This is a genomic window from Aeromonas sp. 602396, assembly GCF_049173735.1.
Classification (GTDB): Bacteria; Pseudomonadota; Gammaproteobacteria; order Enterobacterales; family Aeromonadaceae; genus Aeromonas; species Aeromonas veronii_A.
The window spans coordinates 100,638-126,780 of the sequence record NZ_JAAKSD010000012.1 but is presented as its reverse complement, the minus strand read 5'-3'; the positions used below and the strand labels follow the sequence as shown (position 1 = coordinate 126,780).

Here is a 26,143-nt window from a genome sequence, read left to right as displayed (position 1 = left end):
TCAGGGACTTGGAGAGGCGCTCAAGGATGACACCGCAGCAAAAATACCAGCAGGATCTGCTGCGCCCCGGCTTTGTGGCCGACCCCGCGCAGGGGATGGCCATTAGCAGGCTGGAGCGACTGTATCAGGATTTGCTACGGCGCCCGACTCCGACCAGATCTCGAGGGTTGCTGGGTTGGCTGCAAAAGCCCAAGCAGCCGGAGCCCGTCCTCGGTATCTATATGTGGGGCGGAGTGGGCCGAGGCAAGACCTGGCTGATGGATACCTTTTTCGACAGCCTGCCGGGGACGCGCAAGATGCGCAGCCATTTCCACCGTTTCATGCACCGCATTCACGATGAATTGCAGGGGTTGAGCGGGCAGTCCGATCCCCTCAAACTGGTGGCCAGCAAGCTTGCCAGCGAGACAGACATCATCTGTTTCGACGAATTTTTTGTCTCCGACATCACCGATGCCATGTTGCTGGGCACGCTGTTTCAGGAGCTGTTTGGTCACGGTGTTGTGCTGGTCGCCACTTCAAATATTCCGCCGCAGGATCTTTATCGCAACGGGCTGCAGCGAGCCCGTTTTCTGCCAGCTATCGAGCTGATCGAGCGTCATTGCGAGGTACTTAACGTAGATGGCGGTATCGACTATCGCCTGCGTACGCTGGAACAAGCGGAGATTTATCACTGCCCGCTGGACTTGCAGGCAAAAGCCAATCTTGACCGCTATTTTCAGCAATTAACCGGTGGGCACACGGCTTGCGAGGGGACGTTCGAGGTCAATCATCGTCAGCTGACGTCGCTCGGAATGGGGGAAGGGGTGCTCTATATGGAATTTGAGCAACTTTGCTGTACTCCCCGCTCCCAGAACGACTATATCGAGCTGGCCAGACTGTTCCATACTGTTCTGCTGGCCAATGTGCAGCCAATGGGCACAGGCACGGATGACGCGGCTCGCCGCTTCATTGCCATGGTCGATGAGTTTTATGAACGGCACGTCAAGCTCATCATGTCGGCGGCGGTTCCCATGGCAGAACTCTACGGTGAAGGGCTGCTGAATTTCGAATTCCAACGCTGTCTTTCACGGCTTCAGGAAATGCAATCGCACGAATACCTTGCCAGAGTGCACCTTCCTTAGTCACAATACCGCGCCTGCCAGTCGGATGGGCATCTGCGGCAGGTAGGGCCGGGCGACATTTGCTGGTTTCATGGCAGTGAAATTAGCAGGTGATATTTAAGGCAACTTCACTTATAATCGCCCGGCCCACGTTACAGCTGTCGATAAGACAGCAACACTTTAAGCTTTACTTGTATTCGAAGGGGTACAGGTAGGCCATCGTTTGTTGTTTGTGGGAGAGCCCCCATAAACAATTGGGTCTGTAACAGGTAATTGGGTTTAACTTAATGAAAACTTTCGTTGCCAAGCCAGAAACCGTAAAACGTGACTGGTACATTGTGGACGCAGAAGGTAAAACTCTGGGTCGTATCGCAACCGAGATCGCTGCTCGTCTGCGTGGTAAGCACAAAGCTGAATACACTCCGCACGTTGACACCGGTGATTACATCATCGTTGTAAACGCTGAGAAGGTACGTGTTACCGGTAAGAAAACTACCGACAAAATGTACCACGCTCACTCCGGTTTCCCGGGTGGTATCAAGTCAATCAGCTTCGACAAGCTGATTCAGCGTAAACCGGAAATGGTAATCGAAGCTGCTGTTAAAGGCATGCTGCCGAAAGGTCCTCTGGGCCGTGCCATGTTCCGTAAACTGAAAGTTTACGCAGGCGCCGAGCACGCTCACGCTGCTCAGCAACCTCAAGTACTGGATATCTAATCGGGAACTGGCAACATGGCAGAAAATCAATACTACGGTACCGGCCGTCGCAAAAGCTCCACTGCTCGCGTATTTATCAAAGCGGGTAGCGGTAAGATCGTAATCAACCAGCGCTCCTTGGAGCAGTACTTCGGTCGTCCGACTGCCCGCATGGTAGTTCGTCAGCCGCTGGAACTGGTTGAGATGACCGAGAAACTGGATCTGTACATCACCGTTAACGGTGGTGGCATCTCCGGTCAAGCTGGTGCGATCCGCCACGGTATCACTCGTGCTCTGATGCAGTACGATGAAACCCTGCGTTCCGAACTGCGTAAAGCAGGCTTTGTTACTCGCGATGCCCGTAAGGTTGAGCGTAAGAAAGTCGGTCTGCACAAAGCTCGTAAGCGTCCGCAGTACTCCAAGCGTTAATTCGCTTTCGGTGCTCACTCTTTCGAGTGTCAAAAAAGCCTGGCAACCGCCAGGCTTTTTTTATTAGTAATATTACCGACATCAATGCTAACCACGCGTCACAAAAGACAAAAAATTGTTTCTTTATTGTTTTTATTGCTCACCGCTCTTTCTTGTCAAGTTGTTATCTTTTCTTTAAAATTTCCCCTGTTTTCTGTGGCAATTGTAAATCCAGCTTCCGCCGCTGTTGTCACGGGAAAAATGGGGAACAGGGACACTATAAGAATGTGCGGAGTCCACATGGGAGAGTTTTTGGATGAGCAATGCGCCAGTTGATACCGGTCGCCGCAGATTTCTTACCTGGTCAACGGTTGCCGTTGGTGGGGTAGGAGCTGCGTTTACCGCAGTGCCGTTTATAAAGTCATGGAATCCGAGTGCCAAGGCCAAAGCAGCCGGTGCACCGGTTGAAGTCGATATCAGCAAGTTGGAACCGGGTCAGCTCATCCGTGTCGAGTGGCGTGGCAAACCCGTCTGGGTGGTGAAACGCACCAAGCAGACGCTGGATGCCCTGGCAGCACATGATGACAAGTTGCGGGATCCCTCATCAGAAGAGCCGCAGCAGCCTGACTATGCCCATAACGGGTACAGATCGATCAAGCCCGAAATTTTTGTCGCGGTCGGTATCTGCACCCATCTCGGGTGTTCACCTTCTTATCTGCCTGACAGTTTTGGTGAGCAGGTGCAGGGGGTTGCGTCCGGCTTCTTCTGCCCGTGTCATGGCTCCAAGTTCGATATGGCTGGCCGTGTGTTCCAGGGGGTGCCTGCACCACTGAACCTGGTTATTCCGCCGTATCAATTCATTAACGACACCACCATTCTGGTCGGTGCCGATGGCAAGGAGGCCTGATCATGTTGAGCAAACTGATGGGCTGGATTGACGATCGCTTTCCGCTTACTGCCATGTACAACGACCACATGGCCAAGTATCCGGCTCCGAAGAACCTGAACTTCTGGTATTTCTTCGGTTCGCTGGCCATGTTGGTGCTGGTTAACCAGATCATCACCGGCATCTGGCTGACCATGAACTACAACCCCTCTGCGGAAGGTGCGTTTGCCTCCGTCGAGTACATCATGCGGGATGTGGAGTATGGCTGGCTGCTACGTTACATGCACTCTACCGGTGCCTCTGCCTTCTTCGTGGTGGTCTACCTGCATATGTTCCGAGGTATGATTTACGGCTCTTACCAGAAGCCGCGCGAGCTGCTGTGGATTTTCGGCATGCTGATCTTCCTGGTGCTGATGGCGGAAGCCTTTATGGGCTACTTGCTGCCCTGGGGACAGATGTCATTCTGGGGGGCCCAGGTCATCATTTCGCTGTTTGGTGCCATTCCGGTCATCGGTGACGATCTTACCCTGTGGATCCGTGGTGACTACGTTATCTCTGGTGCGACCCTGAACCGCTTCTTCGCGCTGCACGTCATCGCGTTGCCGCTGGTTTTGGTGATGCTGGTTGCGATGCATATCCTGGCGCTGCACGAAGTGGGCTCCAACAACCCGGATGGCATCGATATCAAGAAGCACAAGGACGAGAACGGCTGGCCGCTGGATGCGGTGGCATTCCATCCTTACTTCACCGTCAAGGATATGATCGGTGTCGCTGGCTTCCTGTTCTTCTTCTGCGCCATCATTTTCTTCAAGCCGGATATGTGGGGTTACTTCCTCGAGAAGCCGAACTTTGAAGTGGCCAACGGCCTGAAGACTCCGGCTCACATCGCGCCTGTGTGGTACTTCACCCCCTTCTACGCGATTCTGCGTGCGGTACCTGACAAGCTGCTTGGCGTCATCATGATGGGCCTCTCTATTGTGGTGTTGTTCCTGCTGCCCTGGCTGGATCGCTGCAAGGTGCGTTCAGTACGCTATCGCAGCAAGCTGCACAAGCTGAACATCGCCCAGTTTGTGGTCTGCTTCATCATTCTGGGGGTGCTGGGTGTACTGCCGTCGACGCCGACTCTGACGCTGGTTGCCCAGATCTGTACCTTGGGTTATTTCGGTTTCTTCGTGCTGTTGTTCTTCTACAGCAAAAACGAACGCACCAAGCCGCTGCCGGAGAGGGTGACATTTAAATGAAAAAAATAATATTTGCAGTGCTGACCCTGCTGCCCTCTCTGGTGTTTGCCGCTGGAGGTGCGGTTGCACTGGACAAGGCCAATTACGATCTGAGTGACAAGGCATCCCTGCAACGCGGAGCTGCCACCTTCATGAATTATTGTGCCGGCTGCCACTCTACCCAGTACCAACGCTACAACCGGGTTGCTGCCGATCTGGAGATCCCTGAGGATCTGATGAAGGAGAACCTCATTTTCACCGACGCCAAAGTGGGTGATCTGATGAAGAGTGCCATGTCTGAGAAGGATGCCGCCAAGTGGTTTGGTGCGCCGCCTCCCGACCTGACTCTGGTTGCCCGAGTACGTGGTGCGGACTGGATTTACACTTATCTGCGTTCTTTTTACGTGGATCCGACCCGTCCGTTTGGTGTGAATAACGTGGTGTTCCCGTCAGTGGGCATGCCCCATGTGCTGGAGCCGCTGCAGGGGACTCCCCGTGCCGAGTTCGCGACTCACATGGTCGATGGCGTCGAGACCCAGCAGGTTGTCAGCATCAAATCTGACGGCAACGGTGAAATGGATGACGAAGAGTATGATAAGACGGTACTGGATCTGGTAAACTTCTTGGTCTACTCGGCTGAACCGGTACAACAGGAGCGTGAACGCATGGGCTTCTGGGTGCTTGGCTTCATCGTGATCTTCTTCATCTTCACTGTGCTGTTGAAGAAGGAATTCTGGCGCGACGTTCACTAAGCGACCAGATCCGGGTAATATAATGCACGGCAATGAAGACCAAGATGCTTCATTGCCGTTTCTGCTTTTTTATGACGGGAGGGTTCAATGGCTGTAGCTGCCAATAAGCGTTCGGTAATGACGCTGTTTTCCGGTGCCAACGATATGTTCAGCCATCAGGTGCGTATTGTCCTGGCGGAGAAGGGTGTTAGTGTGGATATCTGTCAGGTTGACCCAGCCAATCTGCCGGATGAGCTGGCCGAGCTGAACCCGTACAACTCTGTACCGACCCTGGTTGATCGTGAGCTGGCGCTCTACACCTCGCGCATCATCATGGAGTATCTGGATGAGCGCTTCCCGCATCCGCCCCTGATGCCTGTTTACCCGGTTGCCCGCGGTAACAGCCGTCTGATGATGCACCGCATCGAGCTGGACTGGTACTCCCTGGCCGACAAGATCATGGCCGGTACCGATGCTGAAGCGGCACGCAACGAACTGCGTGACAACCTGCTGGCCATCGCGCCGATCTTCGGTGAAATGCCCTATTTCATGAGCGAAGAGTTCGGTCTGGTGGATTGCTACATGGCACCGCTGCTGTGGCGTCTGCCGAGCCTTGGCATCGACCTGACCGGTCGTGGCGCCAAAGAGCTGAAGGCCTACATGGTTCGTCTGTTCGAGCGTGAGTCCTTCCAGGCTTCCCTGACCGAAGCCGAACGCGAGATCCGTGCTGGCGTATGAGCATGGAACCGACAATGACACCGAGCCGCCCGTACTTGTTACGGGCGTTCTTTGACTGGTTGCTGGACAACGATCTGACCCCTCATCTGGTGGTCAACGTCAACATTCCCCATGTGATGGTGCCGATGCAGTTTGCTCAGGACGGGCAAATTGTACTGAATATCGCGCCCCGAGCCGTGATGCAATTTCACATGGATAACGAGGCTATCAGCTTCAGTGCCCGTTTTGGCGGGGTATCCCAGCAGGTCTATATCCCGATGGCGGCCGTGCTGGCTATCCATGCCCGGGAGAACGGCGTGGGCACCATGTTCCCGCCTGAGCCGGGTTACGATATCTGGCTGGAGCAGGCTGAAGCGCCGGTGGAGCCTGAGCCGGAACCGCCGCGTCCAAGCGGTCGTCCGACCCTGAAGGTGATCAAATAAAAAACGCAGCCGATTGGCTGCGTTTTTTTATGTGCGGTCGGGCTTAGTTCTGGGCGAATTCGAAGGCCTTGATCACGCGCTTCACGCCGGTGACATGGCGGGCGATGTTGACTGCCTGCTCTCCCTCCTGGCGAGTCACCAGACCAATCAGGAACACCTCGCCGTTCTCGGTGACCACCTTGACCTTGGTGCTGTCGAAGTTCTTGGTGCCGAACATGTCGGCTTTCACCTTGGAGGTGATCCAGGAGTCATTGCTGCGGGTGGTGAAACTGGCAGGTTGGCCGATGCGCAATTCGTTGTAGACGTGGCGGACCCCTTCGATGCGACTGACAATTTTGCCCGCCTCAATCTTGTAAACGTCAGAAGGTGTCTGGCCGACCAGCAGGACGCGGCCATTGTTGCTGTAGACGCTGATCTTGCTGGCTGCGCTGAGGGGTTTGTTGTCGGCCAGCAGATTGGCCGCTTTCAGCTCGATGGTCTGGTCATCCCACTGCGCGCCCAGGGTTCGGCGATCGCCAGAGGCCTTGGCAGTCCCTGCGGCGCCGCCAACAACCAGGGCTGCGCAGCCTTGCAGCAGCAGGGTGCTAACCAGCAGACCGAGCAGGATAGTGTGCTTTTTCATGGTTTCAATCTTCCTGTTGCGGGAAAAGTGTCTGGTCGATGAGATCACACAGGCAGTGCAGGGTCAACAGGTTCACTTCCAGAATGCGAGGGCGACGGGCGGAGGGAACACGGATCTCCACATCGTTCGGGCCGAGCAGACCAGCCATTTCGCCACCGTCACCCCCGCTCAGCACCACTATGGTCATGTCGCGGGAGAGGGCGGCTTCGGCGGCCTTGATCAGGCTACGGCTGTGGCCGGAGGTGGTGATGACCACCAGAATGTCGCCAGGCTGGCCCAGCGCGCGGATCTGCTTGGCATAGACCTCTTCAAAACCGTGGTCGGTGGCGATGGCGCTGATGGTCGCCATGTCCGGGGTCAGGGCCATGCCGGGCAGGGAGGGGCGCTGGGTCTCGTAGCAGTTGACCAGCTCGGAGATGAACAGTTGCGCCAGTGCGGCAGAAGGACCGTTACCGCATGCCAGCACCTTGTGGCCATTGAGCAGGCAGATGGTGATCATCTGGGCTGCAGTATGGATGGCATCCGGCAGCGCCTCGGCGGCGGCTATCTTGGTCTGGATGCTTTCGGTGTAGTTCTCTTTGATGCGGTCAGTCATAGGGTCCTCTTAAAATGCGTTCTGGATCCAGGCTGGCTGGTCGCCCTCGAACGCAATCACATCGAATCGGCAGGCCTGATTGGCCTCGTTGATGGCATGTTGCTTCAAATAGTGGCGCGCTGCCAGCATGATCTTGTGCTGTTTGCTGCGGGTGACCGAGCTGGCGGCCCCGCCATGGCTGCCGGTGGCCCGGTAGCGCACCTCAACAAACACCAGGGTCTGGCCCTGGTGCATGATGAGATCTATTTCACCGCCACGACAGCGGTAGTTGCGAGCTACCGGTTGCAGGCCCCGAGCCTGCAACCAGCGTTCAGCGACTTGTTCAAAGTGCTGTCCCTTGCTCGTTGGTGAGGGGAACAGGCTCGGCAACTGCTGGCGTATCCGTTTCCATAGTTCCTTCATTGGAGGGCTCCTCCAGTTGCTGAACGGCGTTCTCGTCGACCAGCTTGCCGTTCTGGTAAGTACCCCAGCTCAGCATCCGCACGATATTGCCCTGGGCATCCACGCTCAGCTGACCGCTCATGCCGGCCTGCTGCATGCCACCTACCTTGCGCATCTGCTGCAGGTTCTCAGCCAGGCTGACGGCATCGTAGCCCATGGCAAACAGACGCAGCAGGTCGCCCTGGGTCTGCGGCCAGAGCAGGGCGATCTGCTCGCGCTGTTTCTCGTAGCCACCCAGCAGCAGCGGCATATCGGCGATATGCATGCCGTTGAGCTCGGAGGCGACCTCGGTGGCTGCGCTGTCGTAGCCGCGGGAGCTGGTGTAGATGGGCAGGCTTCCCATCGGATTGACCGAGACATCCACGTAGGGCTTGATCATCCGGGTTTCCAGGCTGTTGGCCACCACATAAACGGCATCGATGCTGCGCGGTGCGGCATCAGAGAGTTGCACTACCTCGCCAGCACGGGCGGTAGAGCGGCCGCTCAGGGCATTCTTGACCATCCCCTGTACTTCGTTGCGGGCACCGAAGGTGGCAACGACTGGCTTATCCTGGCTCAGGGTGGCCCAGCTTTGCTCAAACGCTTTGATACTGCTGTAACCGATCCGACCCTGGGCGGCGATCAGCAGCGGTTTACGGTAGCCCTGGGTGTAAAGGTACTGGGCTGCCTGCGCGGCATCTGCGGCGGCAGAGAGGGAGAAGTAGTAGGTGGTGTCGTTGACGACCGGCTTGTCCAGCTCGTTGAGTGCCAGCACCGGCACGGTCGGATTGGCCTTGAGTAGCTCCTCGACCCGATCTTTCAGCAGCGGGCCGATGATCATGTCTGCCCCTTCCTGAATCGCCTGCTTGTAAAGGTCGCCGGTCGACTTGCTCTGGGTGTCGTAGAAGTTCAGGGTGAATTGCCCCTGATTTTCCTTATAAGACATCAGCATACCATTACGGATGGCTGCGCCCTGCGGCTCCAGATTGCCGGAGAGGGGCAGCAGCACAGCGATCTGTTGCACCGAGGTGCTGGCAGTGGCCGCCAGATCGCCCAATCCTGCCGGCATATCTTTCTGGGCCGGATGGTTGGGGAAGTCACGCTTCCAGCCTGCCAGTTGGCGGGCCAGCAAGTTCGGCTGGGCGCCAAACTCGTTGACCAGTGCCGCCAGTCGTAGCCAGCCGGTGGTCACATCAGGGGCCGGAGCCTCTTCCAGCGCTTGCAGGGTGGAAGGGGTCATGCTTTTGAGCAACGACCAGATTTGCTGATGGTTGGTCGCCTGCTCGCTCTGATTGAGGTAGGGCTCCAGTGCAATCAATGACTTGGCTGCGCCAAACTTGTTATTGATGTCGAGCTGCAGCACTACGCGCTGGCGATACCAATCCTTCTGGGTATCGGCATCCAGCAGCACCTCAGGTTTGCCTTCCAGCAGGATCAGCGCCTGATTGGCGTGGCCTTGCGCCAGCAACAGATGGGCTTGCAGTAGTTGCAACTGCGCCTTCTGAACGGGATCCTTGGCCTGCTTCTGCAATTGCTGGAACAGCGCCGAGGCCGGTTTGGCCTGGCCCAGCGCCAGATAGCTGCGTGCCGCCAGCATCTGCCAGGTAAAGGCCTCGGCCGGCTTGGCGGGATCCACCTGCTCAAGATACCACTGGGCATTCTTGGTCAGATTGGAGAACGCAGAGGGCATGCCTGACTGCCCTGACGGTTGAGTGGGCTCCGACGCACAGGCGGCGAGCAGTACTGCCGCGAGTATGATGCCGAAGAGTCGTGATACACTTAGCTGCTTTGTAACCCGGTTCAAGTTCATTCCCCGACCAGTGTTGAAGTTCCCCATAGTGTAAACGGGCCAATATGGCGACACAATTGTCGGGGCACTCGGAGATCCCATGAGTGACATCCCAACCCTGTATATAGTCCCCACTCCGATCGGCAATCTGGCGGACATCACCCAGCGTGCATTGGACATTTTACGCAGTGTCGATCTGGTGGCCGCCGAAGATACCCGTCATACCGGTATCCTGCTCAGCCACTACCAAATCTCGGTGCCGACCTTCGCCCTGCACGATCACAACGAGCAGCAGAAAGCCGATGTGCTGATCGGCCGGATCAAAGAGGGCAAGAGTGTTGCGCTGGTCTCCGATGCCGGCACCCCGCTCATCAGCGACCCCGGTTATCACTTGGTCACCCGCTGTCGTGAAGCCGGGGTAAAGGTGGTGCCGCTGCCCGGTCCCTGTGCTGCCATCACCGCGCTAAGTGCGGCCGGTCTGCCCACCGATCGCTTTGCCTTTGAAGGCTTCCTGCCCGCCAAGAGCAAGGGGCGTGACGATCGCCTGCAAGCCGTTATTGAAGACACCCGCTCGCTGGTGTTTTACGAATCGCCGCGCCGTGTGCAGGATACAGTAGAAGCGATTGCTCGCATTCTCGGCGAGCGTCAGGTGGTGGTGTGCCGCGAGCTGACCAAGACCTTCGAGTCAATTCATGGTCTGCCTGCCTCTGAAATGCTGGCCTGGCTTGGTGAGGATGACAACCGTTGCCGCGGCGAGATCGTGCTGGTCGTGAGTGGTGCCTCCAAAGATGAAGAGGATCTGCCAGCCGAGGCGATCCGTACTCTGGGTCTGCTGGTGACTGAGCTGCCACTGAAAAAAGCGGCTGCCCTGACCGCCGAGGTCCACGGCGTGAAAAAGAATGCCCTCTACAAATATGGTCTCGAGCACTATTGAGCGGATGAAATAGGCTGGCAGACTGCTTTTTGACCTGTGCAATCCCCCGAACCGTCGAGCATTCAGCATGTAAACGGGGGGCAAAGCGCGATAAATGGCTGTAAACGGGAATTGCCGGTTTACCCCGTGCGTATCGCAAGGCTATAATCCGCGCCTCGGAGTTGGCTAGGCAATCGCTGCTTCGTCGTTGTGTCCCTCGGGACAGACGGGCGGAGGGGAGGAAAGTCCGGGCTTCACAGGGCAGGGTGCCAGGTAACGCCTGGGGGGCGTGAGCCTACGACCAGTGCAACAGAGAGCAGACCGCCGATGGCCCGCAAGGGATCAGGTAAGGGTGAAAGGGTGCGGTAAGAGCGCACCGCGCGACTGGCAACAGTTCGTGGCACGGTAAACTCCACCCGAAGCAAGACCAAATAGGCCCCTATTGGCGCGGCCCGCGTTGGGGGCGGGTAGGTTGCTTGAGCCAGCGAGCGATTGCTGGCCTAGAGGAATGATTGCTACCCGGGGCAACCCGGTACAGAACCCGGCTTACAGGCCGACTCCGACCTCATTCCGAAGAGCCCCGCGATTTATCGCGGGGCTCTTTTTTATGCATGAGAAAATATGGCTTCGTTGGCAAGATATTTTCGACCTTGTCATTTTGCATGAAAATATATGTTTTAAATCAATCGAATAGTTTTGTATTTGGCACGATGGCAGCGATAGATGGTGATAGAACCCAGGATGGTTGTTCGCACCCACATATTGTGTGTGTTCTCAGTTCATTCACTTATTTCAATTAATCACCAGAGTTTAACGCCAAATAACTTGTGGAAAATCAACCCACTCAATCCGCAGCATGCAATTGCTGCGTCAATATGTTCCCTCTGCCTCATCTCCTTGCTTGAAAAGCCCCCTGCACGTCCTTAAACTTCAAGGTGGGGAAAAGTGGATCAAAGTGGTTTTTAGAGGGGCAATCTGCCTGCTCACTCACCTTCAGGGACTGCAATTTGTTGCGTGGCGCTCATGCCATCAGCCTGGACAGTAAAGGGCGGCTGGCAATTCCGACCAAATTTCGTGATTGGCTGCGCGATGAAAGCGACGGCCAGCTGGTCTGCACCATCGATATTGCCCATCCCTGTCTGCTGCTTTATCCCCTGAATGAATGGGAAGAGGTCGAGCGCAAGCTCAAGACTCTCTCCAGCATGAATCCGCAAGAGCGCCGTTTGCAGCGCCTGCTGCTGGGACATGCAACTGAATGCGAGCTGGATGGCAATGGCCGTCTGCTGCTCAGTCAGCCACTGCGCAACCATGCGGGGCTGGACAAGAAAATTATGCTGGTGGGCCAGCTCAACAAGTTTGAGTTGTGGGATGAAGCCCGCTGGCAACAACAGGTCAATGACGACATCTTGGGTCTGCCCGGGGACGATTGGGCAAGCTCACCACGACTACAGGATTTCTCTTTATAAATGACCCAAGCCGCTGAACACATCACAGTGCTGCTGCACGAAGCCGTTGAAGGTCTGGCCATCAAGCCGGACGGTGTCTACGTCGACGGTACTTTTGGCCGTGGTGGTCATTCTCGTCTGATCCTGCAGCACCTTGGCCCGAATGGCCGCCTGATCGCCATCGACCGCGACCCGCAGGCGATCGCCGAAGCGGCCAAGATCCAGGATCCCCGCTTCGAAATCGTGCACGGCCCCTTCTCCGGCATCGCCTCCTATCTGGATGAGCGCGGTTTGCTGGGCAAGGTGGATGGCTTCCTGCTGGATCTGGGGGTCTCTTCACCCCAACTGGATGATGCCGAGCGCGGCTTCAGCTTTATGAAAGATGGTCCGCTCGATATGCGGATGGACCCCACTTCCGGCCAGAGCGCCGCCGAGTGGCTTGCCAAGGCCGATGTGGATGATATCGCCTGGGTGCTGAAGACCTTCGGTGAGGAGCGCTTTGCCAAGAAGATCGCCCGCGCCATCGTCCACGACCGGGTGACCGAGCCTTACGTGCGTACCCGTCAGCTGGCTGAGATGATTGCCCGGGTCAATCCGAGCAAGGAGAAGGGCAAGCATGCGGCAACCCGCAGTTTCCAGGCCATCCGCATCTATATCAACAGCGAGCTGGACGAGATCGAAACCGCGCTCAACGGTGCATTGGACGTGCTGGCACCACATGGCCGTCTGTCTGTGATCAGCTTCCACTCGCTGGAAGACCGGCTGGTGAAACACTTCATTCGCAAGCACGAGAAGGGGCCTGAAGTGCCCTACGGCATTCCCTTGACCGAGGCCCAGCTGGCTGGCGGTCGCAAATTGAAGTCGGTCGGCAAGGCGCTCAAGCCTTCTGATCATGAGGTCTCTGAAAACACCCGTTCGCGCAGCTCGGTGCTGCGGGTCGCCGAGCGGCTGGCGGAGTAAGCGATGAGCGAAGTACGTGTCCACCTAGCCAAGGAGATCGTTGCCGATCTCTGGCGGCACAAGCTGCAGATTTTTCTGTCGGTTGCCGTACTGGTGACCGCGTTTGCCGTGATCCTGGTGACCAACATGACCCGTGGCCTCACCGCCAAACAGAATGACCTAATGGCGGAAGAGGATCGCCTCAATATCGAATGGCGCCACCTCTTGCTGGAGCAGGGCACTCTGGCGGAACACTCCCGGGTCGCCACGCTGGCCATGGACAAGTTGCAAATGGGTCGCCCTCTGGTGACCACCGAGAAGGTAATTACTCTGCCATGAAACGGAAGGCTACAGCCAAAACCGCTAAAGCGAACGTTAAAGCGCCATCTATCTATCCGTGGCGCTTCCGCACGCTGGTCGTATTCATCGGCATCGCCTTTGTCGGGCTGATCCTCCGTCTGGCCTGGATCCAGGTGATCAATCCGGATCGTCTGCGTCAGGAGGGGGACATGCGCTCTCTGCGAACCACCTCCACCCAGGCGGTGCGCGGCATGATCACCGATCGCAATGGTGAACAGCTGGCTGTTTCCGTTCCGGTCGAGGCGGTCTGGGCCGATCCCAAGACTGTGCACGAGTCCGGCGCTATCCACAATGAGCGGGCTTGGATGGCGCTCTCAGCAGTCCTCAAAATCGATATCAATACTCTCAAGCAACGTATAGCCAACCCCAGCAAGCGCTTCGTCTATCTGCAGCGTCAGGTAACGCCCGCTGTCTCTGAATACATCAAGGGGCTCAAGCTGGGTGGTGTCTATCTGCGTCCCGAGTCGCGCCGCTTCTATCCGACTGGCGAAATCAGTGCCCACCTGGTGGGGGTAACCAACATCGATGGCAACGGGATCGAGGGGATCGAGCGCAGCTACAACGAGTGGCTGACGGCGACACCGGGCGAGATGCGGGTGCGCAAGGACCGGCAGGGCAGGGTCATCGAGCGTCTTGGTATCGTCAAAGAGGGCAAGAACGCCAACGATCTGCAGCTCAGCATCGATCAGCGGGTGCAAGCATTGGCCTACCGTGCCCTCAAGCGGGCAACCGACGAGAACAAGGCAACGTCCGGCTCCATGGTGATGCTGGATATCAAGACCGGCGAAGTGCTCGCCATGGTCAATACCCCCTCCTATAACCCGAACAACCGCGGCCAGTATCAGAGTTTCCGGGTACGCAACCGGGTGGTGACCGATACCTACGAGCCGGGCTCCACAGTCAAGCCGCTGATTTTGCTAAGTGCCTTGCAGGCGGGTGTCACCAGCTGGAAGGATTTCATTCCCGGTGGCCCGCTCTTTATTGGTGCCAAGCAGATCAAGGACGTCAGTATTCACAAGGCGACCAACCTTTACGATATCCTGCGCTACTCCTCCAACATCGGCATGTCGCGCATCGCGCTACGGATGCCGGCCCAAGAGATGATCAACACCCTCAGTATGTTCGGTTTCGGCATGGATACCGGCAGCGGACTGATGGGCGAGAGCGGTGGTATGTTGCCTCAGCGTCGGCGCTGGTCCGATATCGAGCGGGCGACCCTTTCATTTGGTTATGGTCTGCGGGTTACCCCGCTGCAACTGGCTTCCGCCTACGCCACCTTGGCCAACAAAGGCAAGCGAGTGCCCATCTCCATCGTCAAGGTGACCACGCCGCCCAAGGGTGAGCAGGTGATCGACCACAACAACGCCTCCGCCATGCTGCAGGCGCTGGAGTACGTGGTCGACAACGCTATTCCCAAAGCCAAGATTCCGGGTTATCGGGTCGGTGGCAAGAGTGGTACCGCCAAGGTCGCCGTTGCCGGAGGCTACGGCAAGGATTACATGGCCTGGTTTGCCGGTTTTGCCCCTGCCAGTAATCCCCGTTTCGTCATGGTGGTGGTGATTAACGAGCCAAAAGGCAGTGCTTACTATGGCGGTGCCGTGGCGACCCCGCCGTTTGCAGAGGCCATGGGCGGGGTACTGCAACTCTTCAACATTCGTCCTGACGCGGTGCCCACAGCGGTGCCCGCCAAACTTGCCCGTACGGAGGCTCCTCTTGTCCCGCGCACTTGATGCATTACTGCGCCCCTTCGGTATCCAGGCGCCGGCGCTCACTCTGACCGATATCCAGCTGGATAGTCGGCGGGTTGGCCCCGGCTCGCTCTTCGTGGCTATTTGCGGTCATCAGGTGGATGGCAGACGTTTCATCGAACAGGCGGTTGCTCAGGGAGCGACCGCTGTTGTGTTTGAGGAGGATGGTGAATTTATCCCACCATCGACTCCGGTTCCCTGTATCGGGATGCGGGATCTGCCCGCTCACCTCTCTGCTCTTGCGGGCTATTTCTACGATCAGCCAGCCCAAAAATTGGATCTGGTCGGGATCACCGGCACCAACGGCAAGAGCACTACCGCTTTGCTGGTCGCCAACTGGCGCACCCTGCTGGGTGGTAAGGCCGGGGTGATGGGCACCATCGGCAACGGCCTGTTTGGCCATCTGATCGAAGCGGAAAATACCACTGGCAGCGCCGTGCAGGTACAAGCCAATCTGGCTGCGCTGCAAGAGCAGGGGGCGGATCTGGTGGCGATGGAGGTCTCCAGCCATGGTCTGGTGCAGCACCGTGTCGCCGCGCTGCCCTTTTCCGCCGCTGTCTTTACCAACCTGAGCCGGGATCACCTCGACTACCACGGCACCATGGAAGCCTATGGCGCGGCCAAGGAGCAGCTGCTGCAGCTGGTCGACGAGTCGAATGCGGTGATTAACCGAGATGACGAATTGGGTGCCAAGTGGCTCGAAAAATACCCGGCAGCGGTGGCTTTCAGTGTGAATGGCCCGATTGAACACCATTTTGGCCGTCAATTAACGGCGCAGCAGCTCGATTTTCACCAGCAAGGTTTTCGCGCGCAGATTAACTCCAGCTGGGGGAATGGTGTATTATCCGCCCCCTTGCTCGGGCGCTTCAACGTCAGCAATGTGCTGGCGGCGATGGGCGTAATGCTGGTGCTCGGTTACGACTTCCATGAGCTACTGGCAACTGCCCCGAAATTGCAGCCAGTGACCGGTCGTATGGAGTGTTTCGGCGGTGGTGATACGCCGCTGGCGGTGGTCGATTACGCCCACACCCCTGATGCGCTGGAAAAGGCATTGCAGGCCCTGCGGGTGCACTGCACCGGCCAGCTTTGGTGTCTGATTGGCTGTGGTGGCGACCGCGATCGCGGCAAGCGTCCCATGATGGCCGCCATGGCCGAGCAGTATGCGGATCGCGTGATCCTGACCGACGACAATCCCCGTACCGAGGAGCCGGCCCGGATCATGGCCGACATGGTGGCGGGTCTTCGCGATCCTGCTGCGGTGCAGGTGGAGCACGACCGGGTCAAGGCGATTGCGCTGGCCATCGGTCAGGCGAGCAAGCAGGACATCATCCTGGTGGCCGGTAAGGGCCATGAGGATTATCAGATCATTGGAACCGACAAGCGGCACTACAGCGACCGGGAAACCGTCGCGGCCGCCTTGCACACATTATTGGAGTCATTCAAATGATGACCCTCAGGCTTGCCGAGCTGGCGCAGGTACTCGATGCCCGTCTGATTGGTGACGATGGCGAGATCACCGTTGTCAGTACCGACACCCGCACTTTGGGCGCGGGTGCCCTGTTCGTTGCCCTGCGCGGCGAGCGTTTCGATGCCCACGATTTTTGCGAGCAGGCTGTTCAGGCAGGGGCCTCTGCTCTGCTGGTCGAGCGTGAGCTGCCGCTGGCCATTCCCCAGCTGGTGGTGGCGGACAGCCTCAAGGGGCTGGGCCGACTCGGCAAGCTGGTGCGCGAGCGCATCAATCCGAAAGTGCTGGCCATTACCGGCAGCTGCGGCAAGACCACGGTGAAGGAGATGGCAACTGCCATCCTGCGCAACGAAGGGGAAGTGCTGGCCACCGCTGGCAACTTCAACAATGAGGTGGGCGTGCCGCTCACCCTGCTGCGCCTCGAGCCGCAACACCAGTTTGCGGTGATGGAGCTGGGAGCAAACCACAAGGGCGAAATCGCTTGGACTACCTCGCTGGCCAAGCCCGATGCCGCCATCATCAACAACGTCGCAGCTGCCCATCTTGAGGGCTTCGGCTCTCTTGAGGGGATCTACCACGCCAAGAGCGAAATTTTTGAGGGCTTGAGCGAAGGCGGCACCGCCATCGTCAACGCCGACAACGAATTCTGGCCGAAGTGGCGCGAGCGTGGCATTCGCTGCGCCTTCTCCATCGAGGATCAGAGCCAGCCGTTCCATGCTCGCGATGTGGTTCTCAACGCTCAGGGTTGTGCCGAGTTCGTCATGGTAACCCCGCAGGGTGAGGTGAGCCTGACTCTGGCGATCCCCGGCCGCCATAACGTAGCCAATGCGCTGGCTGCCGCCGCGGGCTGTCTGGCCCTCGGCGCATCCCTCGACTCCGTCAAGGTGGGGCTGGAGCAGATGGCACCGGTCAAGGGACGCTTCTGCGTCCAGCGCTGGGGCGGTCTGACTCTGGTGGATGATACCTACAATGCCAGCGTGGAGTCCGTGCTGGCGGGCATCGATGCCTTGACCGCCATGAGCGGCTTTAAGGTGCTGGTGTTTGGCGACATGCGGGAACTGGGTGAGGAGTCTGCCGAGCAACATGCCCGGGTTGGCCGTCATGCCCGCGAGTGCGGTCTGGATGCCGTGCTGACAGTAGGGGAACATAGTCGCTATACCGCAGATGCCGCGGCTGGCCGACATTTCGATAACAAGGCGTCGTTGTTTGAAGTGCTTGCGCAAATGATAAATACACATCAGGAAATTTCGATTCTGGTCAAGGGTGCCCGTGGCTCCCGCATGGAAGATATCGTCGAGATGGTCAAAGGCCATCAGGAGTCAGCCACATGCTAGTCTGGCTGGCCGAACTGCTCACCCCGCACTTCACCTTCTTCAACGTCTTCTCCTACCTGACGTTTCGCGCCATCCTGTCGATCATTACCGGTCTGGGAGTTGCGCTCTGGATGGGGCCGCGCCTCATTCGTCGCCTGCAGATCCTGAAGTTCGGTCAGGTGATCCGCAACGATGGTCCCGAGTCCCACCTCAGCAAGCGGGGCACTCCGACCATGGGTGGTCTGATGATCATTGCTGCGATTTTCACGTCTGTGCTGCTCTGGTGCCGCCTCGACAACCCCTATGTCTGGCTGGTGCTGTTTGTGCTGGGTGCCTATGGCGCCATCGGCTTTGCCGACGACTACCTTAAGGTGGTGCGCAAGAATACCGACGGCCTGATCGCCCGCTGGAAGTACTTCTGGCAATCCGCCGTTGCGCTGGGAGTGGCTGTATTCCTCTACGTCACGGCCACCCATGATGGTCAGACCCAGCTGGTGGTGCCCTTCCTCAAGGATGTGATGCCGCAACTTGGCCTGATGTTTATCCTGCTCACCTATTTCGTCATTGTTGGTACCTCCAACGCGGTCAACCTGACCGATGGTCTGGATGGCTTGGCCATCATGCCGACCGTGATGGTGGCGGGCGGCTTTGCGTTTATCGCCTGGGCAACCGGCAACGTCAACTTCGCCAGTTACCTGCATATTCCCTATGTTCCCTATACCTCCGAGCTGGTGATCGTCTGTACTGCCATCGTCGGGGCAGGTCTGGGCTTTCTCTGGTTCAACACCTATCCGGCACAGGTCTTCATGGGGGACGTCGGTTCCCTGGCATTGGGCGGCGCGCTCGGCACCATCGCCGTGCTGGTACGCCAGGAGTTCCTGCTGGTGATCATGGGCGGTGTCTTCGTGATGGAGACTGTCTCGGTGATCCTGCAGGTGGGGTCTTACAAGCTGCGCGGCGTGCGGATCTTCCGCATGGCGCCGATCCATCACCACTACGAGAAGAAGGGCTGGCCGGAGCCGCGCGTTATCGTGCGTTTCTGGATCATCACCCTCGTGCTGGTGCTGCTGGGTCTTGCCACCCTGAAGGTGAGGTAAGGCCATGGTCATCGTTATCGGACTCGGCAAAACCGGACTCTCCTGCGTCGACTACTTCCTCGGCCGTGGTGTCACCCCACTGGTGATGGACACTCGCGCCAACCCGCCCGGCAAGGATCAACTACCTGCCGAGGTGGAACTCATTTACGGGCTGGATGGTGAGCGACTCAAACAGGCGCATATGATCGTCGCGAGCCCGGGCATTGCCCTGGCTACCCCTGAATTGAAAGCGGCTGCCGAATGTGGTGTGCAGATCGTCGGCGATATCGAGTTGTTCGTTCGCGAGACCGAGACACCGGTCATCGCCATCACAGGTTCCAATGGCAAGAGCACTGTCACGACCCTGGTGGGTGAGATGATTGCCGAAGCCGGGCTCAAGGTGGGCGTGGGCGGCAATATCGGTACGCCTGCGCTGGAGCTGCTCAAGCAGCCGATGGATCTCTGCGTACTGGAGCTATCCAGCTTCCAGTTGGAGACCACTCACAGCCTGCGTGCTGCCGCCTCTGTGGTGCTGAACCTCTCTGAAGATCACATGGATCGCTATCAGGGTATGGCCGACTACCGTGCCGCCAAGATGGAGATCCATCAGCACTCCAAACACATTCTGGTCAATCGCGACGATCCCCAGACTTTGCCCGATGTGGGTCAGGTGTGGCAGAGCTTCGGTCTTGACTGCAATGGCTATGGCCGCTGCCTGCTGGATGGCCGCTACTGGTTGACCCTGCACGGCGAGCCGCTGCTGGCGGTGGACGAGATGAAGATCGTCGGTGCCCACAATCAGGCCAACGCGCTGGCCGCCATGGCGCTGTGCGATGCGGTCGGCATTCCCCGCGCTGCCCAGCTCACCGTGCTGCGCCGCTTTGAAGGCTTGCCCCACCGTGCCCGTTTCGTGCGCGAAGTGAACGGGGTGCGCTGGATCAACGACTCCAAAGCCACCAACGTGGGAGCTACGCTAGCTGCCGTTGCCGGTGTGCGCGAGTCGGTCAAGGGGCGCCTGTTGCTGCTGGCCGGTGGTCAGGGCAAGGGGCAGGATTTTGGCCCGATCCAGGCGCTGCTGGGCAACCAGATCGATCACATGTACTGCTTCGGTCAGGATGCCGAGGTGCTGCTGGCGCTGGGTGAGCAGACCGAACGGGTGGCCGACCTGGCCGCTGCGGTTGCCAAGGCGGCTGCCGATGCCAAGCCCGGTGACTGGGTGCTGCTGGCGCCAGCCTGTGCCAGCCTCGATCAGTTCAAGTCGTTCGAGGTGCGTGGCGATCGCTTTACCGAGATGGTGATGGCGCTATGAATGCCCTTCGCGCAGCCGCAGGTCTGTTCCAGCGCTGGCTATTGCCGGCGCGCCCTGCCGGCCTCTATGACCGGCAGTTGGTGTTGCTGGCGCTCTCCCTGATGGCGGTCGGGGTGGTGATCGTGGCATCAGCCTCGATCCCGGAGGGGATCTCCCTGGGGGATGATCCCTTCATGTTTGTGAAGCGTCACGCCATGTTTCTGGTGATGGCGCTCGGTATCTCCTGGTTTGTGTTGCAGGTGCCGATGGCGCGCTGGCAGGAGTACAACGGACCCATGCTGTTGCTGGCCATTCTGCTGCTGGTACTGGTGCTGGTGGTCGGGCGCAATGTCAACGGTGCGGTGCGCTGGCTGCCACTGGGCCCCTTCAACCTGCAGCCGGCCGAGTTTGGCAAGCTGGCCCTATTCGTCTATCTGGCCGGTTATCTGGTGCGGCGTCAGAACGAGGTGCGTGAAGCCTGGCTTGGCTTCCTGAAGCCCTTGGCAGTATTCGGGGTGTTGGCGATCCTGTTGCTGCTGCAACCGGATCTGGGGTCGACCGTGGTGATGTTCGTCACCTCGTTCGGCATGCTGTTTCTGGCTGGCGCCAAACTGTGGCAGTTCATGATCCTTATCGGTGGCGGTCTTGGTGGGGTGATCATGCTGATCATCGTCGAGCCATACCGGATGCGTCGGGTGACCTCTTTTATGGATCCCTGGGCCGATCCGTTTGGCAGTGGCTACCAGTTGACCCAGTCGCTGATGGCGTTTGGCCGTGGCAGCTGGTTTGGCGAAGGGCTCGGCAACTCCATCCAGAAGATGGAGTACCTGCCGGAAGCGCATACCGACTTCGTGTTTGCGATCCTCGGCGAAGAGCTGGGTTACGTTGGGGTACTGGGCGCCCTGTGTCTCATCTTTGCGTTGGCGATCAAGGCGTTGAAGCTGGGGCATCGCGCCCTGCAAGCCGACCGCCTCTATGATGGCTATCTGGCTATCGGTATCGGCATCTGGTTCAGTTTCCAGACTTTCGTCAACGTTGGCGCAGCCAGCGGCATGATGCCGACCAAGGGGTTGACCCTGCCGCTGGTCAGTTACGGCGGCTCGAGTCTCATCATCATGACAGTGGCGGTGAGCATGTTGATTCGAATCGATTTTGAGTTGCGTCAGGCGACTGCCCAGGCGCGGGTGCGGGAGGTTTAGTGAGCAAGACGCTGTTGGTGATGGCAGGTGGTACCGGGGGGCATGTCTTTCCCGGTCTGGCCGTGGCCGATCGACTGAGGGAGCAGGGCTGGACTGTCCACTGGCTGGGGACGGCGGACCGGATGGAGGCGGAGCTGGTGCCCGCCCATGGTTATCCCATCTCCTTCATCGATATTCAGGGGGTGCGTGGCAACGGCATCAAGCGACTGCTGATGGCGCCCTATCGCATCGTCAAATCAATCTTGCAGGCGCGTCAGGTGCTCAAGACTGTTCGCCCGGATGTGGTGCTCGGTATGGGGGGCTTTGCCTCCGGTCCGGGGGGAGTGGCTGCCTGGTTCTCCGGCATCCCGTTGCTGCTCCATGAGCAGAATGCTGCTGCAGGCATGACCAACAAGCTGCTGGCGCGTATTGCCAAGCGGGTGCTGATGGCATTTCCGGGCGCCTTCGCGCCGAGCCGCCGTACCGCCGTGGTAGGCAATCCGGTGCGTCCCGAAGTGGTCGCCCTGCCGGATCCGCAGCTTCGCAGCGAAGCCGAGCCGCTGCATCTGCTGATCGTCGGTGGCAGCCTGGGTGCCCGGGTGCTCAACCAGCAGGTACCCGCTGCGGTGGCGGCGGCTGGTGTGCCTATCGAGGTGCGTCACCAGTGTGGCAAGGGCAATGCCGAGACAGTGTCTGCTGCCTATGCCCAGCACGGCATCAATGCCGAGGTGAGTGAATTTATCAAGGATATGGCCGGCGCCTATGCCTGGGCCGATCTGGTTGTCTGCCGGGCGGGAGCCCTGACGGTATCCGAGGTGGCCGCCGCCGGGGTGGCAGCCATTTTCGTCCCGCTGCCCCATGCAGTGGATGATCACCAGACCCGTAACGCTCTGACTCTGGTCGACGGTGGTGCGGCCGAATTCCTGCCCCAGTCCGAGCTGACCACCACCTCGCTGGCGGCGCGCCTCTCCTGGCTGGCTGGCCGCAGGGAGACCCTGTTTAGCATGGCTCAGGCCGCCCGTCGCGTTGCCATTACCGATGCGGCCGAGCGGGTTGCTGATGAGTGCAAGCGGCTCGCCAGTGGGCAGAGTGGTAAAGATTAATGAGCAAGGTTGCAGTGGTGACTCCGTGCAGCCTTGTACCTGTATGTATTGATGCCGCTGTGCAGCCGAGCTTTGACGGTACATGGCCTGCGGCAGACTAAAGAGATGATTATGACCAAGGTTGAACTGGCAAAACTGCGTACTGTTATCCCCGAAATGCGCCGCGTGCGTCGCATCCATTTTATCGGTATCGGTGGTGCCGGTATGGGCGGGATCGCCGAAGTACTTGCCAACGAAGGGTATCAGGTAACGGGTTCTGATCTGGCTCGCAATGCGGTGACCGAGCGGCTTGAGGCTCTGGGCGCCCATATCTTTACTGGCCACAACGCCGAGCACGTCAACGGCGCCAGCGTGGTGGTGGTTTCTACTGCCATCAAGCAGGACAACCCGGAGTTGCTGGCTGCCCGCGAACTGCGGATCCCGGTAGTACGGCGTGCTGAGATGCTGGCCGAGCTGATGCGTTTCCGGCACGGTATCGCCATTGCCGGTACCCACGGCAAGACCACCACCACCAGTCTGGTGGCGAGCATCTATGCCGAAGCCGATCGCGACCCGACCTTCGTCATCGGTGGCCTGCTCAACAGTGCCGGCACCAATGCCCGCTTGGGAAGCAGCCGCTACCTGATTGCCGAAGCGGACGAGAGCGACGCCTCTTTCCTGCATCTGCAACCGATGGTCTCTATCGTGACCAACATCGAAGCGGATCACATGGACACCTACGGCGGTGACTTCTCCAGGCTGAAGGCCACCTTCATCGAGTTTCTGCACAATCTGCCCTTCTACGGACTGGCGGTGGTCTGCATCGATGATCCGGTGATCCGTGGCATGTTGCCGGAGATTGCCCGCCCGACCCTGACCTACGGTCTCTCTGAAGACGCTGACGTGCAGGTACTGGATTTTGTCCAGACCAACAACCACAGCCGCTTCCGGGTGCGCCGCAAAGAGGCGGGTGAACTGCAGGTCACCCTTAATTTGCCGGGCATTCACAACGCCTTGAACGCCGCCGCGGCGATTGCTGTCGCGACGGAAGACGGTGTCAGCGACGAGGCCATCATCTCTGCGCTGGCCAAGTTTGAAGGTGTCGGCCGTCGCTTCCAGCAGTATGGCGAGTTCGAAACTGGTCGTGGCAAGGCGATGCTGGTGGACGATTACGGCCACCACCCGAGCGAAGTGAAGGTCACTATCAATGCCGCCCGTGCCGGTTGGCCCGAGAAGCGTCTGGTGATGGTGTTCCAGCCGCACCGTTATACCCGCACCCGCGACCTCTACGAGGACTTCGCCGATGTGCTCTCCAAGGTAGACGTGCTGGTGATGCTGGAGGTTTATGCTGCCGGTGAGGAGCCGATCCCGGGCGCTGATGGACGGGCACTGTGCCGCTCCATTCGCTCGCGCGGCAACCTGGAACCCATCTTCGTCGCTACACCGGATGACGTGCCAGCCGTGCTGGCCGACCTGATTGGCGAGGGGGATTTGGTGCTGACTCAAGGCGCCGGGAACGTCGGGGCACTGGCCCGTCGTCTTGGCGAGATGAAATTGAGCATAGATAGCATGAAATCTGGTGCCTGAGGGCCCAATGAGTATTTTGACCGCCAAGCCGGGGCCTATATAATGGCGAACCGGTCTGTCAAAGGCCGGTTTAGCGCGTTACACGGGGATCGAACGGGTGGAGGCAAGGGCACAGGGGCGCACCAAGGGTGGCTTCATCGCAGGGGTGATGTTTTTCCTGCTGGTGATATGGGGCTGCTACCGGACGGCGCTGGATGTTAAAGATTGGCTGACGGATGCCAATCGGTTGCCCATGAGCGAATTGTTGCTGCAAGGGCAACATCAGTATCTGGAGACGGAGGAGCTGCGGTTAGCGGTACTGGATGGTGCCGAATTACGCAACTTCTTCGAGTTGGATGTCAATGAATTGCAGGCAAGGCTCAATGCCTTGCCATGGGTGGCCTCGGTATCGGTACGCAAGAAGTGGCCGAACAAGATCAAGGTCTACCTGACGGAACAGGACGTAGCGGCGCGCTGGAACGGCAACCGCTTCGTCAACACCAAGGGCAAGGTGTTCAGCGCCCCGGATCGGGTCAAGACGCCGCTGATGCAGTTGTCGGGGCCGGATGACCAGGCCGCCATGGTGTTGAAAGAGAGTCGGCAGTACGAGTCGCAACTGGCTGCCAAGGGATACAAGTTGCTGGGAGTGAATCTGACTCCCCGCCATGCCTGGGAGCTGACCCTGGATGGCAATATCAAGCTGTTTCTGGGTCGCAACGACATAGCGCTCAGGTTGCAGCGATTTATCGATGCCTTCCCGGTTATCGAACCCCGTTCGCAGGTTGCGTATGTGGATCTTCGATACGATACCGGTGTGGCAGTTGGCTGGAAGAAGAGCGAAGAGAAAGTGCATGACCAACACCGCAGATAGGAATTTGATTGTCGGACTGGATATCGGCACAACCAAGGTGGCGGTTCTGGTCGGGGAAGTATTGCCGGACGGTGAGCTGAACGTCATCGGTATGGGCAGTCACGCCTCCCGCGGGATGGAGAAGGGTGGGGTCAACGATCTCGACTCCGTGGTCAAGTCATTGCGCCGTGCGGTGGAAGAGGCCGAGATGATGGCCGACTGCCAGATCAGCTCGGTTTATCTGGGTTTGTCCGGCAAGCATATCGACTGCCGCAACGAGACCGGCATGGTGCCCATCTCCGATGAGGAGGTGACCCAGGAGGATGTGGACAACGTGATCCACACCGCCAAGTCGGTTCGCCTCTCCGACGAGCTGCGTGTGCTGCACGTGCTGCCCCAGGAGTTTGCGATCGACTATCAGGAAGGGATCAAGAATCCGGTCGGCCTCTCCGGCGTGCGGATGGCGGCCAAGGTTCACCTGATCACCTGCCACAACGACATGGCTCGCAACATCGAGAAGTGTGTGGAGAAGGTCGGTTTGCGCGTGGATCAACTGATCTTCTCCGCGCTGGCCTCCAGCTATGCCGTATTGACCGAAGACGAGAAAGAGCTGGGTGTCTGCGTGGTGGATATCGGTGGCGGTACCATGGATATGTCGCTGTTTACCGGCGGTGCCCTGCGCCACACCAAGGTGATCCCGTATGCTGGCAGCACTGTGACCAGCGACATCGCCTACGCCTTCGGCACGCCGCCGCTCGACGCGGAAGCGATCAAGGTGCGTTACGGTTGCGCCCTCGGTCGTCTGGTCAGCAAGGAAGACAATATTGAAGTACCCAGTGTCGGTGGTCGCCCGGCGCGCAGCCTGCAACGGCAGACACTGGCTGAAGTGATTGAGCCCCGTTACACCGAGTTGCTCTCCATGGTGAATGATGAGCTGGTGCGGGTACAAAGCGAGTTGAAAGCGCAGGGGGTCAAGCATCAGCTGGCAGCCGGTGTGGTCTTGACCGGCGGCGCTGCCCAGATTGAAGGTATTGTGGAGTGTGCAGAGCAGATCTTCCAGAGCCAGGTCCGGGTGGGAGAGCCCATGAACATACGTGGTTTGAGTGATTACGTGCAGGCACCGGTGTACTCGACTGCGGTCGGGTTGCTGCAATATGGCCGCACCCATCAAGCCACAGGTAGCAACAAAGAATATGCCGCCAAGGCAAGCGTCGGTGGCCTGGTCAAACGGGTTAGCAACTGGCTGCGTGGCGAGTTCTAAGAATTTTGCTGAGTCAGGCAAATAAAGCGGAGA

At 58.6% G+C, this 26,143-nt stretch carries 26 protein-coding genes and 1 other RNA gene; 23 read left to right on the top strand and 4 right to left on the bottom strand.

Annotated features, from left to right (window positions below):
* Positions 1-26: 26 nt before the first annotated feature.
* The 8 genes from zapE (at position 27) to G5229_RS14875 (ending at position 6,200) form a co-directional block, all read left to right on the top strand.
* Positions 27-1,121 carry a cell division protein ZapE gene (gene zapE / locus G5229_RS14910; protein WP_421209466.1) on the top strand — a complete coding sequence of 365 codons (1,095 nt, stop codon included), beginning with the start codon at positions 27-29 and terminating at the stop codon, positions 1,119-1,121.
* Between the two features lie 266 nt (positions 1,122-1,387).
* Positions 1,388-1,816, top strand: a complete 429-nt coding sequence (gene rplM / locus G5229_RS14905) for a 50S ribosomal protein L13 (protein ID WP_005341737.1) — start codon at positions 1,388-1,390, stop codon at positions 1,814-1,816.
* A gap of 15 nt (positions 1,817-1,831) precedes the next feature.
* Positions 1,832-2,224, top strand: a complete 393-nt coding sequence (gene rpsI, locus G5229_RS14900) for a 30S ribosomal protein S9 (protein WP_005336286.1) — start codon at positions 1,832-1,834, stop codon at positions 2,222-2,224.
* Between the two features lie 295 nt (positions 2,225-2,519).
* The gene (gene petA / locus G5229_RS14895) at positions 2,520-3,110 is read left to right on the top strand and encodes a ubiquinol-cytochrome c reductase iron-sulfur subunit (protein WP_216952217.1); all 591 of its coding nucleotides are present in this window, start codon (positions 2,520-2,522) and stop codon (positions 3,108-3,110) included.
* Between the two features lie 2 nt (positions 3,111-3,112).
* Complete coding sequence (locus G5229_RS14890) at positions 3,113-4,330, top strand: cytochrome b (protein WP_005341735.1); 1,218 nt, start codon at positions 3,113-3,115, stop codon at positions 4,328-4,330.
* Positions 4,327-5,061: a cytochrome c1 gene (locus tag G5229_RS14885; protein ID WP_201938939.1), complete on the top strand. Its 735-nt coding sequence runs from the start codon at positions 4,327-4,329 to the stop codon at positions 5,059-5,061. The genes G5229_RS14890 and G5229_RS14885 overlap by 4 nt, the downstream gene beginning before the upstream one ends.
* An 87-nt stretch (positions 5,062-5,148) precedes the next feature.
* The gene (gene sspA / locus G5229_RS14880; RefSeq protein WP_005336279.1) at positions 5,149-5,778 is read left to right on the top strand and encodes a stringent starvation protein SspA; all 630 of its coding nucleotides are present in this window, start codon (positions 5,149-5,151) and stop codon (positions 5,776-5,778) included.
* Positions 5,775-6,200, top strand: coding sequence for a ClpXP protease specificity-enhancing factor (locus tag G5229_RS14875; RefSeq protein ID WP_005336278.1), 426 nt, complete (start codon positions 5,775-5,777; stop codon positions 6,198-6,200). Before sspA ends, G5229_RS14875 begins: the two co-directional genes overlap by 4 nt.
* Before the next feature lie 43 nt (positions 6,201-6,243).
* On the opposite strand, the gene dolP is transcribed toward G5229_RS14875, so the two are convergent.
* The 4 genes from dolP to G5229_RS14855 are packed head-to-tail and all read right to left on the bottom strand — an operon-like array spanning position 6,244 to position 9,527.
* The gene (dolP, locus tag G5229_RS14870) at positions 6,244-6,822 is read right to left on the bottom strand and encodes a division/outer membrane stress-associated lipid-binding lipoprotein (protein WP_005336277.1); all 579 of its coding nucleotides are present in this window, start codon (positions 6,820-6,822) and stop codon (positions 6,244-6,246) included.
* A gap of 4 nt (positions 6,823-6,826) precedes the next feature.
* Positions 6,827-7,417: a D-sedoheptulose-7-phosphate isomerase gene (locus tag G5229_RS14865; protein WP_005336275.1), complete on the bottom strand. Its 591-nt coding sequence runs from the start codon at positions 7,415-7,417 to the stop codon at positions 6,827-6,829.
* A 9-nt stretch (positions 7,418-7,426) separates the two neighbouring features.
* Positions 7,427-7,819, bottom strand: coding sequence for a YraN family protein (locus G5229_RS14860; protein ID WP_058057529.1), 393 nt, complete (start codon positions 7,817-7,819; stop codon positions 7,427-7,429).
* Positions 7,740-9,527 carry a penicillin-binding protein activator gene (locus G5229_RS14855; RefSeq protein WP_421209463.1) on the bottom strand — a complete coding sequence of 596 codons (1,788 nt, stop codon included), beginning with the start codon at positions 9,525-9,527 and terminating at the stop codon, positions 7,740-7,742. Before G5229_RS14855 ends, G5229_RS14860 begins: the two co-directional genes overlap by 80 nt.
* Before the next feature lie 199 nt (positions 9,528-9,726).
* On the opposite strand from G5229_RS14855, the gene rsmI reads away from it, so the two are divergent.
* The 15 genes from rsmI (at position 9,727) to ftsA (ending at position 26,110) form a co-directional block, all read left to right on the top strand.
* On the top strand, positions 9,727-10,560 hold the full coding sequence (gene rsmI / locus G5229_RS14850) for a 16S rRNA (cytidine(1402)-2'-O)-methyltransferase (RefSeq protein ID WP_042079676.1): 834 nt from the start codon (positions 9,727-9,729) through the stop codon (positions 10,558-10,560).
* Between the two features lie 157 nt (positions 10,561-10,717).
* Positions 10,718-11,104, top strand: an RNA gene (rnpB, locus tag G5229_RS14845) — RNase P RNA component class A.
* A gap of 442 nt (positions 11,105-11,546) precedes the next feature.
* Complete coding sequence (mraZ, locus tag G5229_RS14840; protein ID WP_013723406.1) at positions 11,547-12,005, top strand: division/cell wall cluster transcriptional repressor MraZ; 459 nt, start codon at positions 11,547-11,549, stop codon at positions 12,003-12,005.
* Positions 12,006-12,944 carry a 16S rRNA (cytosine(1402)-N(4))-methyltransferase RsmH gene (rsmH, locus tag G5229_RS14835; RefSeq protein WP_421206666.1) on the top strand — a complete coding sequence of 313 codons (939 nt, stop codon included), beginning with the start codon at positions 12,006-12,008 and terminating at the stop codon, positions 12,942-12,944. It begins immediately after the preceding gene.
* Between the two features lie 3 nt (positions 12,945-12,947).
* Positions 12,948-13,262, top strand: coding sequence for a cell division protein FtsL (gene ftsL / locus G5229_RS14830; protein ID WP_216952213.1), 315 nt, complete (start codon positions 12,948-12,950; stop codon positions 13,260-13,262).
* Positions 13,259-15,013 carry a penicillin-binding transpeptidase domain-containing protein gene (locus tag G5229_RS14825; protein ID WP_216952212.1) on the top strand — a complete coding sequence of 585 codons (1,755 nt, stop codon included), beginning with the start codon at positions 13,259-13,261 and terminating at the stop codon, positions 15,011-15,013. Before ftsL ends, G5229_RS14825 begins: the two co-directional genes overlap by 4 nt.
* Positions 14,997-16,478: a UDP-N-acetylmuramoyl-L-alanyl-D-glutamate--2,6-diaminopimelate ligase gene (murE, locus tag G5229_RS14820; protein WP_216952211.1), complete on the top strand. Its 1,482-nt coding sequence runs from the start codon at positions 14,997-14,999 to the stop codon at positions 16,476-16,478. Before G5229_RS14825 ends, murE begins: the two co-directional genes overlap by 17 nt.
* Positions 16,475-17,830, top strand: coding sequence for a UDP-N-acetylmuramoyl-tripeptide--D-alanyl-D-alanine ligase (locus G5229_RS14815; protein ID WP_421206669.1), 1,356 nt, complete (start codon positions 16,475-16,477; stop codon positions 17,828-17,830). The genes murE and G5229_RS14815 overlap by 4 nt, the downstream gene beginning before the upstream one ends.
* Positions 17,824-18,906 (top strand): phospho-N-acetylmuramoyl-pentapeptide-transferase, encoded by a 1,083-nt coding sequence (mraY, locus tag G5229_RS14810; protein ID WP_421206671.1) that lies wholly within the window; start codon positions 17,824-17,826, stop codon positions 18,904-18,906. Before G5229_RS14815 ends, mraY begins: the two co-directional genes overlap by 7 nt.
* Before the next feature lie 4 nt (positions 18,907-18,910).
* Positions 18,911-20,194 carry a UDP-N-acetylmuramoyl-L-alanine--D-glutamate ligase gene (gene murD, locus G5229_RS14805; protein WP_216979978.1) on the top strand — a complete coding sequence of 428 codons (1,284 nt, stop codon included), beginning with the start codon at positions 18,911-18,913 and terminating at the stop codon, positions 20,192-20,194.
* Complete coding sequence (gene ftsW / locus G5229_RS14800) at positions 20,191-21,372, top strand: cell division protein FtsW (protein WP_005341699.1); 1,182 nt, start codon at positions 20,191-20,193, stop codon at positions 21,370-21,372. Before murD ends, ftsW begins: the two co-directional genes overlap by 4 nt.
* Entirely contained in the window at positions 21,372-22,454 is a 1,083-nt protein-coding gene (murG, locus tag G5229_RS14795) for an undecaprenyldiphospho-muramoylpentapeptide beta-N-acetylglucosaminyltransferase (protein WP_216952208.1), read from the top strand. Before ftsW ends, murG begins: the two co-directional genes overlap by 1 nt.
* A 111-nt stretch (positions 22,455-22,565) precedes the next feature.
* Entirely contained in the window at positions 22,566-24,020 is a 1,455-nt protein-coding gene (gene murC / locus G5229_RS14790; protein ID WP_216952207.1) for a UDP-N-acetylmuramate--L-alanine ligase, read from the top strand.
* Between the two features lie 97 nt (positions 24,021-24,117).
* Positions 24,118-24,870 carry a cell division protein FtsQ/DivIB gene (locus G5229_RS14785; RefSeq protein ID WP_216952206.1) on the top strand — a complete coding sequence of 251 codons (753 nt, stop codon included), beginning with the start codon at positions 24,118-24,120 and terminating at the stop codon, positions 24,868-24,870.
* Complete coding sequence (gene ftsA / locus G5229_RS14780; RefSeq protein WP_005336148.1) at positions 24,851-26,110, top strand: cell division protein FtsA; 1,260 nt, start codon at positions 24,851-24,853, stop codon at positions 26,108-26,110. Before G5229_RS14785 ends, ftsA begins: the two co-directional genes overlap by 20 nt.
* Positions 26,111-26,143 lie beyond the last annotated feature (33 nt).